12 protein-coding genes and 1 pseudogene are annotated in these 16,615 nt (G+C 49.5%); 8 read left to right on the forward strand and 5 right to left on the reverse strand.

All coding sequences use genetic code 11. The features are described from left to right. Positions 1-32 precede the first annotated feature (32 nt). Positions 33-1,532, forward strand: a complete 1,500-nt coding sequence (gene der / locus GCE9029_RS00555) for a ribosome biogenesis GTPase Der (protein WP_062660592.1) — start codon at positions 33-35, stop codon at positions 1,530-1,532. Positions 1,533-2,150: 618 nt separating this feature from the next. Continuing rightward, the gene (locus GCE9029_RS00560; RefSeq protein ID WP_062660593.1) at positions 2,151-2,384 is read left to right on the forward strand and encodes a zinc ribbon domain-containing protein; all 234 of its coding nucleotides are present in this window, start codon (positions 2,151-2,153) and stop codon (positions 2,382-2,384) included. A 34-nt stretch (positions 2,385-2,418) separates the two neighbouring features. Here GCE9029_RS00560 and xseA read toward each other — a convergent pair whose 3' ends face one another. Further along, complete coding sequence (xseA, locus tag GCE9029_RS00565; protein WP_062660594.1) at positions 2,419-3,747, reverse strand: exodeoxyribonuclease VII large subunit; 1,329 nt, start codon at positions 3,745-3,747, stop codon at positions 2,419-2,421. A 165-nt stretch (positions 3,748-3,912) separates the two neighbouring features. On the opposite strand from xseA, the gene guaB reads away from it, so the two are divergent. The 4 genes from guaB (at position 3,913) to GCE9029_RS00585 (ending at position 10,909) form a co-directional block, all read left to right on the forward strand. Next, the gene (guaB, locus tag GCE9029_RS00570; RefSeq protein ID WP_062660595.1) at positions 3,913-5,379 is read left to right on the forward strand and encodes an IMP dehydrogenase; all 1,467 of its coding nucleotides are present in this window, start codon (positions 3,913-3,915) and stop codon (positions 5,377-5,379) included. 82 nt (positions 5,380-5,461) lie between these two features. Then, complete coding sequence (gene guaA / locus GCE9029_RS00575) at positions 5,462-7,039, forward strand: glutamine-hydrolyzing GMP synthase (RefSeq protein ID WP_062660596.1); 1,578 nt, start codon at positions 5,462-5,464, stop codon at positions 7,037-7,039. Between the two features lie 355 nt (positions 7,040-7,394). Further along, a complete protein-coding gene (locus GCE9029_RS00580; RefSeq protein WP_002536972.1) occupies positions 7,395-8,954 on the forward strand; it encodes an AbgT family transporter in 1,560 nt (519 codons plus the stop codon). A gap of 398 nt (positions 8,955-9,352) precedes the next feature. Beyond that, entirely contained in the window at positions 9,353-10,909 is a 1,557-nt protein-coding gene (locus tag GCE9029_RS00585) for an AbgT family transporter (RefSeq protein ID WP_062660597.1), read from the forward strand. A gap of 59 nt (positions 10,910-10,968) precedes the next feature. On the opposite strand, the gene fghA is transcribed toward GCE9029_RS00585, so the two are convergent. Both fghA and GCE9029_RS00595 read right to left on the reverse strand, forming a co-directional pair. Then, entirely contained in the window at positions 10,969-11,811 is an 843-nt protein-coding gene (gene fghA, locus GCE9029_RS00590; RefSeq protein ID WP_062660598.1) for an S-formylglutathione hydrolase, read from the reverse strand. Between the two features lie 59 nt (positions 11,812-11,870). Beyond that, on the reverse strand, positions 11,871-13,001 hold the full coding sequence (locus GCE9029_RS00595) for an S-(hydroxymethyl)glutathione dehydrogenase/class III alcohol dehydrogenase (RefSeq protein WP_062660599.1): 1,131 nt from the start codon (positions 12,999-13,001) through the stop codon (positions 11,871-11,873). A gap of 172 nt (positions 13,002-13,173) precedes the next feature. Here GCE9029_RS00595 and GCE9029_RS00600 point away from each other — a divergent pair, with 172 nt between their 5' ends. Both GCE9029_RS00600 and tadA read left to right on the forward strand, forming a co-directional pair. Continuing rightward, entirely contained in the window at positions 13,174-14,058 is an 885-nt protein-coding gene (locus tag GCE9029_RS00600) for a LysR family transcriptional regulator (RefSeq protein ID WP_062660600.1), read from the forward strand. A gap of 54 nt (positions 14,059-14,112) precedes the next feature. Next, the gene (gene tadA / locus GCE9029_RS00605) at positions 14,113-14,631 is read left to right on the forward strand and encodes a tRNA adenosine(34) deaminase TadA (RefSeq protein ID WP_082804239.1); all 519 of its coding nucleotides are present in this window, start codon (positions 14,113-14,115) and stop codon (positions 14,629-14,631) included. Here the strand turns inward: tadA and GCE9029_RS26470 are convergent. Next, a complete protein-coding gene (locus GCE9029_RS26470) occupies positions 14,628-14,789 on the reverse strand; it encodes a hypothetical protein (protein ID WP_197475308.1) in 162 nt (53 codons plus the stop codon). The genes tadA and GCE9029_RS26470 overlap by 4 nt on opposite strands. Before the next feature lie 90 nt (positions 14,790-14,879). After that, positions 14,880-16,385: pseudogene (gene mltF / locus GCE9029_RS00610) on the reverse strand (membrane-bound lytic murein transglycosylase MltF). Positions 16,386-16,615: the final 230 nt, after the last annotated feature.

A 16,615-nucleotide genomic window follows, 5' to 3' on the forward strand; every position in this document is an offset into this window, starting at 1 on the left:
TATTAATGAATTTGAGATTTTAAGAGGTCAGTATGATTCCTGTAGTAGCCCTGGTGGGGCGTCCTAATGTGGGGAAGTCGACACTCTTTAACCGGCTAACAAGGACGCGCGATGCGCTCGTTGCCGATTTTCCGGGTTTGACCAGGGATCGTAAGTACGGAAAAGCTATGCTGGGTGAGCATGAGTTCATCGTGGTGGACACCGGTGGTATCGACGGTACCGAAGAAGGTGTAGAAACCAAGATGGCTGAGCAATCACTGGCAGCGATTGAAGAAGCCGATGTTGTGCTGTTTATGGTTGATGGCCGTGCGGGTCTGACCGTTGCTGATGAAGCGATTGCACATCACCTGCGTAGCCGTGAAAAGAAAACCTTCCTTGTCGTCAACAAAGTTGATGGCATTGATGCAGACGCAGCAAGTGCGGAGTTTTGGCAGTTGGGCATGCCAGACATGTACCAGATTGCAGCCGCACATGGTCGTGGCGTACTCGGTTTGATCGACCGCGCACTGAAGCCGTTCGCAGAAGAGCTGGCGAGCGAAGAAGGTGAAGACCAAGAAGGTTTGGTCGATCTGACTGGAGAACAAGATGTCGAAGACGAAGATAAAGATCTGACCGAAGAAGATGCAGAATCTGCTTTGGAGCGTCTGCGTAACCTACCAATCAAATTCGGTATCATCGGTCGTCCAAATGTCGGTAAATCGACCCTGACTAACCGTATCCTTGGCGAAGACCGCGTCGTGGTTTACGACATGCCGGGTACAACGCGTGACTCCATCTATATTCCAATGGAACGTGATGGCCGTGAGTACGTGATTATTGATACCGCAGGTGTTCGTCGCCGTAAGCGTGTTAACGAGAAAGTTGAGAAGTTCTCTGTTATCCAGACACTGAAGGCGATAGAAGACTCGAATGTTGTGCTGCTGGTGATTGATGCGCGTGAGAACATTTCGGATCAGGATTTGAGCCTGTTGGGTTTCGCATTGAACGCAGGTCGTTCGATCGTCATTGCTGTAAACAAGTGGGACGGTCTGGACAGCGACGTGAAAGAGCGCGTGAAGTCAGAGCTTGACCGTCGTCTTGGCTTTGTTGATTTCGCTCGTATTCACTTTATCTCTGCATTGCATGGTACAGGTGTGGGTCACCTGTTTGAGTCGATTCAGGAAGCGTATGAGTCTGCGACCAAGCGAGTCAGCACCGCGATGCTGACCCGCATTATGGGCATGGCTCAGGATGATCACCAGCCACCGATGATCCGTGGCCGTCGCGTGAAGCTGAAATATGCACACGCAGGTGGTTACAATCCACCGATTTTCGTGATTCACGGAAACCTGGTGAAAGAGCTGCCTGATTCCTACAAGCGTTACCTGATGAACTACTACCGTAAGTCTCTGGAAATCATGGGTACACCTATCCGTATTCAGTTCCAGAACAGCGAGAACCCGTTCGAAGGTAAGAAAGAGAAGCTAACCATTTCTCAGGCGCGTCAACGTAAGCGTCTGATGGACATGGTGAAAACTCGCGGCAAGAAGTAACTTTCTGCCACTGAATACCAAGAGCCGACCTGCAGGTCGGCTTTTTTACGCCCGTAATAAACGGATTTTACCCGGATACATGAAGGTTGAATGACAGCCCATGTAATTTAGACAAAAGTGTCATCTTTCCGTGTTTCCTGCCTGTAATTTGAACTCTAGGCCTTAATAAGGGCTATCAACTGGGGCTGATTGAGCGCCAAATCAGTCTGATCTGACCGTCGAAGGGCAGAATTTTGATGATCTTTGTCACAAAAATTAAGCAATCAGGCGTGAAATATCGTTCTAGGAAGGAAGGCGAATTATTACGCGGCTACTATGGCAGCTATAATTTATAAAATATCGAAAAAAATGGTTTATAAATCATGTTTCGATATTTTATCCTTTCATAAATCCATATGCAGAACATGTAACTTATGCTTTCGGGGGTTGTATTGATAAATATTTTTTTAAGGGGTGATCGCTGATCGGATCCCATAATCGCTGCGATCTGACGATCTTTATAGGATCCAGCACTAGGCTGCTCGTTTTGCCAGCATCTAAGGGTTAGAATAACGGCAAAAGGATCATTGTGCATCCTTTGACCAAAAAACTGCGAAGTGAAAAGCGAAGGAAACCTTAATGGGAAATCATTGCCCTGATTGCGAACGTGATTTGGTGTGGGACAACGGCACTTACCGTTGTGAAACCTGTGAGAAAAGTTTTGTAAAACAGGCTTTTTGTGCCACTTGCGACGCGCTATTGGAAAAGCTTCAGGCTTGTGGGGCGACAAGCTATTTCTGCAATAGCTGCAACGAGCTGAAATCGAAGTCGAGCGCGAGAATCTATTTTGAAGAACAAAAAACGGTGTCCTGAGACACCGTTTCACCTTTCTAGTTAAAGATCCTTTCTAGTTCACCGTAGATTGGATCTCTCCATCTCCAAACGTTGACCTGATCTGATCGCCAGACTTAAGCGACGATGCTGAACGAATCACTTCGCCTTTATCGTTTCGGGTGATCGAATAACCGCGTGCGAGTGTTGCCAGCGGGCTCACTGCATCCAGTGTTTCCATCTGCAGTGCCAGTGCATGCTGTTGTTGTCGAAGTTGACGGCGCATGGCCTCAATAAGACGCTGCTCCACATAACCCAGTCGTGCTTTTTGTCCAGGAACCTGGTTCGCGGGTGAGTAACGCTCTAGCTTTTGTGCAGCTCTATCAAGGCGCTGAGCTTCCGTTTGAAGTGTATAGCGCATGGATTGGTGAAGACGCCTTTCAAGCTCATCAAACTGCTGAGATTGTTGCTGAAGCTGTGCTTTAGGATGTTGCATCGCCAATCGGTGTTGCAAGCGTGTGAGCCACTCTTGAGAGCGGCTTAAATGACGGCTGAAAGCGTGTGTGAGGCGATCAGTACGCTGCAAGAGTTGCTGATCACGTACTGAGGTATCACGGCTGATAAGCTCGGCGGCCGCTGATGGGGTAGGGGCGCGGACATCAGCGACGAAATCCGCGATGGTGACATCAACTTCATGACCAACTGCGCTGACGATCGGGATGGTGCTGGCGGCAATGGTACGGGCAACAATTTCTTCGTTGAAGCACCACAAGTCTTCCAACGAACCACCGCCACGACCGACGATCAAGACATCACATTCATTGCGGCTGTTGGCACGTCCAATGGCCTGTGCGATTTGTATGGCAGCATCTTTGCCCTGCACTTGGGTGGGATAAATCACCACAGGCAAGCTAGGATCGCGGCGTTTCAATACATGCAAAATATCATGCAGCGCCGCGCCGGTACTGGAAGTGATCACGCCAACCCGCTTGGGTTGTTCTGGGAGTGGCTTTTTAAGGCTGGCAGCAAACAGACCTTCTGCGGAAAGCTGCATTTTCAGTTTTTCAAATTGCTGTTGAAGCAGGCCGTCACCTTCGGGCTGCATGCTTTCGACAATGATTTGGTAATCACCGCGGGGCTCGTACAAAGAAAGCCTTGCACGCACTAGCACCTGATTTCCGTTGGCAGGCTTAAAAGTCACCCGTCGGTTATTGCCTTTGAACATGGCGCATTTCACCTGAGCTTGACGATCTTTCAGGGTGAAATACCAGTGACCAGACGTCGCCATAGTGAGGTTTGAAATCTCGCCAACCAGCCAAACAATGCCCATTTCGTTTTCGAGCAACAAACGTACTTCAGCGTTTAATCTGGAGACGGTATAGATATTGTTGTTGGTGAGATTCATAGCGGAATGCGTCTTTGTTTTCAGCAAGATGAAGCCATGTTAAAGAGGCGAAATCTGAAAGCCAAACGTTTTCGTAAAAATCTGTAGCCAAACGTTTGCGCCGTCAGTATAATGCGGCGGCAATATTTTGAACTCCCTCATATTATTTTGGCGTGAGATATTGCAATGTTACGAATAGCTAAAGAAGCCCTTACTTTTGACGATGTACTGCTGGTTCCAGCACACTCCACAGTTCTTCCGAACACTGCCGACTTGCGCACTCAACTGACGAAAAAAATCTCTCTGAACATCCCACTGATCTCAGCGGCGATGGACACAGTGACCGAAGCGCGCCTCGCAATTGCGCTTGCTCAGGAAGGTGGCATCGGTTTTATCCACAAAAACATGTCTATTGAGCAACAAGCGGAACAAGTTCGCTTGGTGAAGATCTTTGAAGCCGGTGTGGTTTCAAATCCTGTCACTGTGACGCCTGAGCAAACCATTGCTGATGTGAAAGCACTGACCGACACACATGGCTTTGCCGGTTTCCCAGTTGTCACTGAAGCCAATGAGCTGGTGGGTATCATCACTGGTCGCGATGTTCGTTTCGTGACTGACCTGAGCCTGAAAGTGTCAGAAGCAATGACACCGAAAGAGCGTCTGGCAACAGTGAAAGAGGGTGCAAGCCCTGAAGAAGTTCAAAAGCTGATGCAAAAGCACCGCGTAGAAAAAATTCTGGTGGTTAATGACGATCACCACATCGCGGGCATGATCACTGCAAAAGATTTCCAAAAAGCTGAGCGCAAGCCAAACGCATGTAAAGACGAGCAAGGCCGTCTGCGTGTTGGTGCTGCGGTTGGCGCAGGTGCAGGTAACGAAGAACGTGTTGCTGCACTGGTTGAGGCAGGCGTTGACGTTCTGCTTATCGATTCTTCTCATGGTCACTCTGAAGGCGTACTTCAACGCATCCGTGAAACTCGTGAAAAATTCCCTGAATTGCAAATCATTGGCGGTAACGTTGCGACTGGCGCAGGTGCAAAAGCCCTGATTGAAGCGGGTGTTGATGCAGTGAAAGTGGGCATCGGCCCAGGCTCAATCTGTACAACCCGTATTGTTACCGGTGTGGGTGTTCCGCAAATCACTGCGATTTCAGATGCAGTAGAAGTGGCAGAGCAATACGGCGTGCCATGTATCGCTGATGGCGGTATCCGTTTCTCTGGTGACCTGTGTAAAGCATTGGTTGCAGGCGCATCTTGTGTGATGGTTGGCTCCATGCTGGCAGGTACGGAAGAATCTCCAGGTGAAGTTGAACTGTACCAAGGCCGCGCTTACAAATCTTACCGTGGTATGGGCTCGCTGGGTGCGATGTCTAAAGGTTCTTCTGACCGTTACTTCCAGAGCGATAATGCAGCGGACAAGCTGGTACCTGAAGGTATCGAAGGTCGCGTGGCATACAAAGGCCGCCTGAAAGAAATCATCCACCAGCAAATGGGTGGCCTTCGTTCGTGCATGGGTCTGACTGGTTCTGCGACGGTTGAAGCTCTGCGTACAAAAGCAGAATTTGTTCGCATCACTGGCGCTGGTATGACGGAATCGCATGCACACGATGTGACCATCACTAAAGAAGCACCAAACTACCGTACTGGCCAGTAATACACGCCCGTAAGTTAAAGCCGAAATTTATAGCATGGGGACAGAAGTCCCCTGTATCGATGACTTTTTGAGACAAGCTGAAATGACCCAAAATATTCATGACCAACGTATTCTGATCCTCGACTTTGGTTCTCAGTACACCCAGTTGATCGCGCGTCGTATCCGTGAAATCGGTGTTTACTGTGAGCTGTGGGGCTGGGATGTTGAAGAGCAGGATATCCGTGACTTCAACCCGAACGGCATCATTCTTTCCGGTGGCCCGGAGAGCGTGACAGAAGACGGTTCACCACGTGCGCCTGAATATGTGTTTAACGCGGGCGTTCCAGTACTGGGCGTGTGCTACGGCATGCAAACCATGTCTGAGCAGCTTGGCGGTAAAGTTGCAGGATCTAACGAGCGTGAGTTCGGTTATGCGAAAGTCACTCTGGACAACCCAGGTAGCCTATTTGAAGGTATCGAAGATGCCATCAACGAAGCGGGCAAAGGCGTTCTGGATGTATGGATGAGCCACGGCGACAAAGTGGTAGAAATTCCATCTGACTTTGTGAAAGTCGCATCGACTGACACTTGTCCGTTCGCAGCAATGGCAAACGAAGAGAAGCGTTTCTACGGCGTTCAGTTCCACCCTGAAGTGACACACACCCGTCAGGGTCACCGCATGCTTGAGCGCTTCGTGATGGATATCTGTGGCTGTGAAAAGCTATGGACACCAGCCTCGATCATCGAAGATGCGATTGCACGTATCAAAGAACAAGTGGGTGATGACGAAGTGATCCTTGGCCTGTCAGGTGGTGTGGACTCTTCTGTTGTTGCTATGCTTATCCACCGCGCGATCGGTGACAAGCTGACCTGTGTATTCGTAGATAACGGTCTGCTGCGCCTGAACGAAGCTGAGCAGGTTATGGAAATGTTCGGTGACCACTTCGGCCTGAACATCGTTCACGTTGATGCGGAAGACCGCTTCCTATCAGCGCTGGAAGGTATTGCTGATCCAGAAGCAAAACGTAAGAAGATTGGTCACGTGTTCGTAGACGTATTCGATGAAGAATCGAAGAAACTGAAGAATGCGAAATGGCTGGCGCAAGGCACTATCTACCCAGATGTGATCGAGTCTGCTGCTTCTAAGACCGGTAAAGCGCACGTTATCAAATCTCACCACAACGTAGGTGGTCTGCCGGATGACATGGAAATGGGTCTGGTTGAGCCGCTAAAAGAGCTGTTCAAAGACGAAGTGCGCAAGATTGGTCTGGAGCTGGGTCTGCCATACAACATGCTTTACCGCCACCCGTTCCCAGGTCCAGGTCTGGGTGTACGCGTATTGGGCGAAGTGAAAAAAGAATACTGTGACCTGCTGCGCCGTGCGGATGCTATCTTCATCGAAGAGCTGCACAAAGCAGATCTTTACAACAAGGTTTCTCAAGCATTTACTGTGTTCCTGCCAGTACGCTCTGTCGGCGTAATGGGTGACGGCCGTAAATACGATTGGGTTGTTTCTCTGCGTGCAGTAGAAACCATCGACTTTATGACCGCACACTGGGCACACCTGCCATACGATTTCTTGGGTCGCGTTTCAAACCGCATCATCAACGAAGTCGACGGCATCAGCCGCGTAGTTTACGACGTATCTGGTAAGCCACCTGCAACCATTGAGTGGGAATAATCCCCCTTCAAATCCAGTCATTCAAAAGGCACGCATTGCGTGCCTTTTTCTTTCTCTCTCACCAGCGATACGTCATTCATCTTCTGGGTGGCTGATACTCACCATTTCACGCCAAAAGTAGCCATTTTATTGTGGTTGTTGTTCATTTGGATTGTCTTTGTTTGCTTTGTGTTTACCGCTTGTGTGTAAATTGAATTTATGTGCTTAAACCGTAATTTTAATTGAGATTAGTCACTACCAATTTGGTTTGTTACGTGTATTTTGTGCTGTTGAATAATTATGACGTCGTTGCGAATTCATCAAAGAATCCGCTCCTTACGATGCAAACACACACTGCAAAAACTCGGAGCTTTAAATGAGTAATCATGCCATGAGCAATACTCCAGACGCGCCAAGCGGCGGTATGGAAAAGTTCCTGAACTGGATTGAAAGGGCAGGTAACAAAATTCCTGATCCTGCGCTTCTGTTCTTTTATGGACTTTTGATTGTATGGGGTCTGTCCGCCGTTCTTTCTCAGGTTGATTTCGGCCTGATCCACCCTGTTACCGGCCAGGCTGTAGAAATTAATAACCTTCTGACTGGCGAAGCGCTTGCAAGCTTCCTGGCGAACATGGTGACTACTTTCACCAGCTTTGCACCTATGGGTATTGTGCTGGTGGCAATGCTGGGTGTGGGCGTCGCGGATGCATCTGGCTTTATCACTACTGGCCTGAAAAAAATGCTGAACGTGACACCTAAGAAGCTGCTGACGCCAGCGCTGATTCTGGTAGCGATTGTGTCGCACACCGCAGCTGATGCGGGCTACGTTCTGGTTATTCCTTTGGGCGGTATTATCTTCCATGCTGCGGGCCGTCACCCTCTAGTGGGTATAGCTGCGGCGTTTGCCGGTGTGTCGGGCGGTTTTTCAGCCAACTTCATTCCAGCGGGTATTGACCCACTGTTGGCGGGCTTTACCCAATCTGCTGCTCAGGTTCTGGATAAAGACTACGTGGTGAACCCACTGGCGAACCTCTATTTCACTGGCCTCTCTTCATTCCTGATTGTGGCTATCGGCTGGTATGTGACTGAGAAAATCATCGAGCCGCGCCTGAACAAATTGCCAATTGATGAAGACGCAGAAAAAGCACCGGATCTGGGCAGTTTCACTGCTATTGAGAGCAAAGCGTTCAACCGTGCAGGTTTTGCAATGCTGGCGGGTATCGTTCTGCTGGTGGTTGCGCTTATCCCTGAAACGTCAGCACTGCGTTCACCTGAAGGTGAACTGACTGCGTTCTCTGCGCCGCTGATGAAGTCTATTGTACCGCTTATCTTTATCCTGTTTGTGATTCCAGGTGTGGTTTATGGACGCGTGGCAGGTACCTTCAAAACGCAAGGCGATATCATTAAAGCAATGAGCGATACCATGGCGACCATGGGCGCATATTTGGTGATGTCATTCTTCTGTGCGCAGTTCCTGGCGGCATTCAGCCAGTCGAACATCGGTACCTTGCTGGCATTGGAAGGCGCGGCATTCCTGAAAGCGCTGAACATGCCGGGCCAGTTGACCATCATAGGTATGATTCTGTTGACCGCGTGTGTGAACCTGCTGATCGGTTCAGCTTCGGCGAAATGGGCGCTGATTGGTCCAATCCTTGTCCCAATGCTGATGGCGCTGGGTATTTCTCCTGAGCTATCTCAAGCGGCTTACCGCGTGGGTGACTCCGTATCTAACATCATTTCTCCACTGATGGTGTTCTTCCCACTGGTGGTGGTTTACTGCCAACGTTATGTGAAGAGCACAGGTATCGGCACATTGGCATCAATGATGATGCCTTACTCCATTGCGATGCTGATCGGTTGGTCTATCTTCCTTCTGGCTTACTGGGCACTGGGCATCCCACTGGGTATCCAAGCGCCTTACACCTACCAGATGTAACAGCGATCTGTTGTTATCCAAGCCCTGCCATCGTGCAGGGCTTTTTCTTGTGTTTGAATTCTTCTCCAATAATGCGTGCTACATTAATGCAACATTGTCAAAACATACATCTATACATTAATGGGTTTTTGAGATTTTGTATAAAAGATGTATCTTCTGAGATGTTTGCGTTATCTCACACTATTACCTGCAGTGCTGTTTTCAGTTTGTCATAAGTCCTGATTCTTCATGTTGATTTGGCATTATCACCTTTTTTATCTCATTTGTTGGAGTTTTACTCCAAAAGTGGCATCTGCTAAGTTCTTGCGGCAAAAGTAACGGATATACCTGATTTCATCGCATGCTCGTTTCGGCGAATGGTCAATCAAGGTTAGAACTCATCGAAAAGGTGGTATGACATGAGTCAAGCTTCACAAGGAGCGCCGCAACAGAATGGCGCGATTGCGTTTATTGAACGCGTAGGTAAAAAAATCCCCGATCCTGTGATCATTTTTATGTTCCTTTTCGTGGCTGCATTGGCCATTACAGGCTTAATCGGCGGAATGGAATTCCAAACCACAGGGGCAGATGGTAATCCTGTCAGTCACACTGTGAAGAGCATGCTGGCAACAGAAAACGTTCGCTGGATGTTTGACAATGCGATCCTTGAAAACTGGCTGTCGTTCGGCCATGGCGTACTCGGTGTCATTCTTGTGGTGATGCTGGGTGTAGGCATTGCTGAAAACTCGGGCCTTCTGGGTGCAGTGATTAAGCGTGTTGGCCTTCGCCTGAATGAGAAGTGGCTGCCGATGCTGCTGGTATTCCTGGGTATCATGAGCTCCATCGCGACGGATGCGGGTTACCTGGTGCTGATCCCTCTGGCGGGCATGTTGTATGCAGGTGTGGGTAAAAACCCACTCATCGGTATGGCTGCTGCGTTTGCAGGTGTCTCCGCGGGCTTCAGTGCAAACCTGATTCCTGCAACCCCGGTTGACGTCATTATTGGTCTGAATGCACGTGTGTTTGCAGAATCTCAAGGCGTGCCTTTTGAGACCGCAGCAGGTGAAGTACTAAACCCTGCGACCATGCACTATTTCTTCATCTTTGTTTCCACCTTCATGCTGGCAATTCTGGGTGCTTGGGTCACCAAACGCTTTGTCGCACCTCATTTGGAAAAGATGGAGTACACGCTACCGGAAGACTTGGATCAGAGCGATTTCTCTGTCAGCGAAAGTGAGCAAAAGGGTATACGTGCTGCAGGTCTCGGCCTGATAGCTTCTCTGGCTGCGATTGTCGCGCTGGCAATGGGTCCACTCGCGCCATACACCAATGAGGCTGGCCGCACAGTCACTCCTTACATGAACAACGTGATCCTGCTGATTGCGATGGTGTTTGCGGTAACGGGTATCTGTTTTGGCTACAGCACGGGTAAATTCAAGTCCCTGCAAGACGTAGTGAATGCCATGGTGAAGCAGATGAACACCTTTGGTTATGTTCTGGTTCTGACTTTCTTCAGCCATAACTTCCTGGCGGTACTGAGCTACTCAGGCTTGGGTGTTTACATCACTTACCTAGGTGCGACCACCCTGTCTTCACTGGGTCTGGAAAACTTCCCAATCCTGCTTATCATCGGCTTCATTCTTACTACTGCACTGATCAACCTGTTCGTCGGTGGTTTGACGTCGAAGTGGATGCTGCTGGGGCCAATTTTTGTTCCTATGCTGTATCAGGTTAACCCGAATATGACGCCTGATCTGGTGGCGGCTGCATACCGCGTAGCAGACTCGTCGACTAACATCATCACGCCAATGATGACCTATGCAGGTGTTATTCTGGCCTTCATGCGTAAGTACAAATCTGATCTGACGTTTGGTGATGTGATTGCGATGATGGTGCCATACTCAGCAGCGTTCCTGAGCGTATGGACGACTTTGCTAATTGTGTTCTTCAGCTTCAACATTCCACTGGGCTTCTAATCAGGCGCAGCAAGAGTAGAAAAACCCGGCTTCGGCCGGGTTTTTTGTTGTTTGAAGCGTTACTTCAAATGTTCTCCATGGAAGCGGAGGTGATCTTCAATGAAGCTCGAAATGAAGTAGTAGCTATGGTCATAGCCTTCCTGCATACGAAGCTCCAGCGGATAACCAACTTCTTCTGCAGCTTGAAGCAGGTTACCGGGTTTCAGTTGCTCATGCAGGAACTGGTCGCCATCACCTTGATCAATCAGCATCGGTAAGTGCTTCTCGGCTTTTTTGATTAACGCGCAGCTGTCGTATTCCAGCCAAGTTTGGCGGTCTTCACCTAAATAGTTGGTAAAAGCCTTTTCGCCCCAAGGCACAGCAGCGGGATTCACAATTGGGCTGAATGCAGAAACAGAACGGTAATCATCACTGTTTTTCAGTGCGATTGTCAGGGCACCATGTCCCCCCATGCTGTGACCGGAAATTGCCTTCACATCACTGACCGGGAAATGCGCTTCGATAACAGCAGGAAGCTCTTTTACCACGTAATCGTACATGTGATAGAAACGGTTCCAAGGTGCCTCAGTCGCATTCAGGTAAAAGCCAGCACCGATACCAAAATCGTACGCACCTTCAGGATCATCAGGAATGTTGTCGCCACGTGGGCTGGTGTCAGGGGCAACGATAGCAATACCCAGCTCAGCAGCGACACGGTGTGCGCCGGCTTTCTGCATAAAGTTTTCATCACTACAGGTCAGTCCTGACAACCAGTAGAGCACTGGCACTCGATTGGATTCTGATGCTTGAGGAGGCAGGAAAATAGCGAAACGCATGTTGCAGTGAACAGTACGTGAGGTATGAGTGTACTGCTTATGCCAACCGCCAAAACTGCGGTTACTGCTGATGTTTTCAAGACTCATGTTGGACTCCAAAGCAGGCGGTTTTTTCGCCGCCTGCGTGGGGTTTGTTATTGTGTCGTTTACTTGTCGTAATGGATAACAGAGCGGATGCTCTTGCCTTCGTGCATCAGATCAAATGCTTCATTGATACCATCAAGGCCCATGGTGTGGGTGATGAAGTCGTCCAAGGCAAATTCACCCGCCATGTAACGCTCGACGATTTCAGGCAGTTCTGAACGGCCTTTTACACCACCGAATGCTGAACCACGCCATACGCGACCGGTAACCAGTTGGAATGGGCGGGTAGAGATTTCCTGGCCAGCACCGGCAACACCGATGATCACAGACTCGCCCCAGCCTTTGTGGCAACACTCAAGTGCTGAACGCATGACATTGACGTTACCGATACACTCGAACGAGTAATCCACACCACCGTCGGTCAGTTCAACAATGACATCCTGAATCGGTTTGTCGTACTTGCTTGGGTTGATGCAGTCAGTCGCACCTAGCTTTTTAGCCAGTTCGAACTTGCTCTCATTGATGTCGATACCAATGATGCGGCTCGCCCCCGCCATTGCAGCGCCGATGATGGCAGAAAGACCGATACCACCCAGACCAAACACAGCGACAGTGTCGCCTTTTTGGACCTTAGCGGTGTTGAGCACTGCGCCCATTCCGGTCGTCACACCACAGCCAAGAAGGCAGACTTCTTCGAGAGGTGCGTCTTTATTCACTTTGGCCAGAGAAATCTCAGGCAATACTGTGTACTCAGAGAAAGTTGAGCAGCCCATGTAGTGATAGATTGGCTGACCATCTTTGTAAAAGCGGGTGGTGCCGTCTGGCATCAGGCCCTTGCCTTGGGTTTCACGAATTTTCTGACACAGGTTGGTTTTGCCTGACTTACAGAACTTACATTCACCACATTCTGGGGTGTAAAGGGGAATAACATGATCACCCACTTGAACGCTGGTGACACCTTCACCCACTTGTTCAACAATGCCGCCGCCTTCGTGGCCCAGAATTGCAGGGAAGATACCTTCTGGATCATCACCTGACAGGGTAAATGCATCTGTGTGGCAAACGCCGGTTGCGATAATACGCACCAGTACTTCGCCCGCTTTTGGCAGCATGACATCCACTTCTTCTATGCTGAGTGGTTTGCCTGCTTCCCAGGCAATCGCTGCGCGTGATTTGATAAATTGTTCTGCCATTGCAAGCATCCTCATTGGTAAAGGGCTAGTCCCTTATCGTCTAACCCTAGGCGATATAAGTTGAAGGAGCGAGTTCACTTTTGTGACACGCTGAATTTGAGTAATAGTCTATTTGTTTCTAAACGTGTGATAATCCACTTGGATTGCAATTAACTTTTACTGGTGAGAAATAATGTCGGACTGGCAAGGGGTTTCAGAATTTCTGGCAGTGGTTGAAACAGCCAGCTTTACCAAAGCATCAAAGCGGTTGGGGGCATCAACGGCGCATGTGAGCCGTCAGGTGGCATTGCTTGAGGAACGACTCAATACCCGCCTTCTGTTCCGCACCACGCGAAAGGTTTCTACGACAGAAGAGGGTGATATTTACTATCTGCATTGCCGGTTACTGGCAGACGGCCTGAAAGAGGCAGAGAGTGCTGTGACTCAGTTGCACGAGACGCCGAATGGACACATCAAACTGACAGCGCCAGTGACCTATGGGGAAAAAGTGGTGATGCCGTTGATCCTCGATTTCATGCAAGCCTACCCCGAAATTCAAATAGAGGTAGACCTGACCAATGCGACGCTAGACCTTGTCGATTCATCTTGTGATGTGGCGTTAAGGTTAGGGCGCTTGGTGGACTCCTCCATGGTGTGTAAGCGCTTGGCTACACGTCGTCTTATTGTTTGTGGTTCACCGGATTATCTTTCCAAATTTGGCACCCCTCATACACTCTCTGAATTGGCCCAACACAATTGTCTTCGTGGTCAGCATGACTACTGGCGTTTCCGTGAGGAAGGTAAAGAGCGCTCTGTCCGTGTTCGTGGCAACCTTCGCTGCAACAGTGGTATTGCCTTGCTGGATGCTGCGATCCGCGGCAATGGGTTAATTCAGCTTCCGGATTATTACTTGCAGGAGGCGTTGGAAAGCGGTGAGGTCGTCAAGGTGCTGAATGCTTACGAGGATTTGGAAGAGGGAATTTGGGCACTTTTCCCGCACCGTCGTTTGCAGCCCCTTCGCGTTAAATTGTTGGTGGATTTTCTGGCGGCAAAGCTGGCAAATCAGGCTAAGGATTAGGTGGCTTGGAGTGATATACTCCGCCGCAAAGCAAGATTGAAGTAAAGGCACACAGTGGCAGAGAGTGAATTAGATCAGCAGTTTATGCGCCGGGCGATGGAGCTGGCAGGCAAAGCAGAATCCGAAGGTGAAGTTCCCGTCGGTGCAGTTGTCGTGCATGATGGTGTCGTCATTGGAGAAGGCTGGAACCGCTTGATCGGCCAGCATGATGCGACGGCACATGCGGAGATGATGGCACTGCGCCAGGCAGGTAAAGTATTGCAAAACTACCGCCTGTTAGATGCGGTGCTTTATGTCACTTTGGAGCCTTGTCCAATGTGTGCGTCCGCCATGGTGCACAGTAGGATTTGTAGGGTAGTATTTGGCGCGCCGGATTATAAGACCGGTGCTGCAGGAAGTGTCATGAATTTGCTGAGTTATGAAGGTGTTAACCATCATGTCCAGTATCAGGGAGGCGTGTTGGAAGAGGAATGTCGTGAGCAGCTGCAGGCATTTTTCCGCCGTCGTCGCTCAGAAAAGAAAGCGGAAAAAGAAGCGCGTAAAGCAGCGCAAAACCCTTCTGAAGAGAATTAGAAGCTCTCGTCCATCATAGCGAATTCGCGGATAGCGAAAGTGCGTTGGCGCCATAGCACCTTTTTCAGTGCCACATTACGTTGACGCTTGCGACGGTTCGACGCCGCACTGGAGTTACGGGCAAAGTTAGCCTGTACCTTTCGTTTTTTTGCAAACATCGTTAATCCTTTTGAAAAAATAAGCGCAGCCCGGCTGCGCTTATTAGTATTTATAGTCGCCCTTTATGAACGCAGGATGACAGATTCAAACTAGTTTTTCTCGCTGTCTTCTTCCTGAGTTTCTGGTGCTTTGTCTTTGTTCTCAGCGTCATCGGCCACAGGTGTTGCTTCTACTGTATCAATCACTTCACTGACACCTTCACCAGGCACGTCTTCCACTTTGATGGTTTGCAAGCCTTCAAGATTATCAGCAGCATCGCTGGCAATCGCCTGTTCCTGATCCTGCTCATAGCCGACGATACTCTGATAGTAACGACGGATGTTTTCTACGTAGCTTAGTGCTTCATAACCACGGGCATAACCATAACGGGTTTGCTTGTAGTACTGACGCTTAGCAAGCAGTGGCAAACGCTGTTTCACATCAGCCCAAGAGTCAGGGTTTCCACCTTGCGCCTTGGTTAGGCGGCGTGCGTCCATCATGTGACCGAAGCCAATGTTGTAGGAGGCCAGCGCGAACCAGATTTTCTCATGCTCGTTAACACTGTCTGGCACGCGGTGTAGCATTTTACGCAAGTATTCAGCACCACCACGGATGCTTTGCTCAGGATCCAGTCGGTTCTTCACGCCAACTGATTTTGCTGTTGGTAGTGTCAGCATCATCATGCCGCGCACACCAGTCGGTGAAACGGCGCGCGGATTCCAATGAGACTCTTGATAAGAAAGGGCAGCCAGTAAACGCCAGTCAAACTCATCGGCGTATTTTTTAAACAATGGCTCCCATTCAGGCAGTTTGGATTCTATTGCACGCAGGAAGGCGCGGGTATCGACAAAGTCGAAGCTGCCGACATGACCAAAGTATTTCTCTTCGAGTGCTGCTAATTCACCACTTTGGGTCTTCTTGCCGAAGAACTCAATCATCAGGGCGTAAACGCTGTCATCCTGTGTTTTCTTCATAAACCAGGCAACAGGCTCGTCTTAGGTCAGCTCCAATGCAACTGTGATGGTTGGATGAGTGCGCTGCACCAGTGCAATATCCACCGAGTCTGCGATAGTGAAATCCAGCTTGCCGTCAGCCACTTGCTTGAGAAGCTCATCGTCGTCAGTGTCTTTGACGCTCTCCCAGATAAGTTCCGGGTATTCGCGTTGAATTGCCTGAAGGGTAAGGGCATGACTGGAGCCTTCAACCACGGCAACGCGCGCGCCATCTTTATTAAGTTCTGTCAGATTACGTGGACGCCAGTGACCGTTCTTGTATACCAACTGCTGACTGACATAGTAATAAGCAGGTCCAGGACGAAAATGCTCTAGACGGTCTTTGGTGATGGTTAAGCCCGCCGCAATGATGTCGACATCGCCGCGCTCAACAGCAGGAAATAGACCAGACAGCGTATACGCTGGCTGCATCTCAAGTTTAACGCCTAAGCTTTGTGCAAATTGAGCAGCGAGTTCATAGTCGAGACCGGTTGGGCCGTCGGGACCGATGTAATAAGAAAGCTGGTTATTCAGGGTACCAACGCGCAATACGCCGCGATCGCGAATTTTTTCCAGCTCTGTTCTGTCATCATACTTCCACTCGCAGCCTGCGAGGAACAGCATCAGAAAAAAGCCAGTGAGTAGTTGATAGGTTCGTTTTACAGCGTTCGAGTTCAAAAAGTTATGCCTACCTCTAAAGTTTGACGACTGTTATATCAAAGCTGGCCGTATGCTGAAAGTTAAGCCGCAACCGTTACTTGGGCAATCCTCAGAATAGTGACAATAAACGTCAGTCAAAAAAAGTTGCGCAAACGGTTGCGTCAAGTGTTACGTCGCTCACTTTTTTCCCCTAT

Origin of the sequence: Grimontia celer, from assembly GCF_900055185.1 — a bacterium.
In the GTDB taxonomy this organism is placed as follows: Bacteria; Pseudomonadota; Gammaproteobacteria; order Enterobacterales; family Vibrionaceae; genus Enterovibrio; species Enterovibrio celer.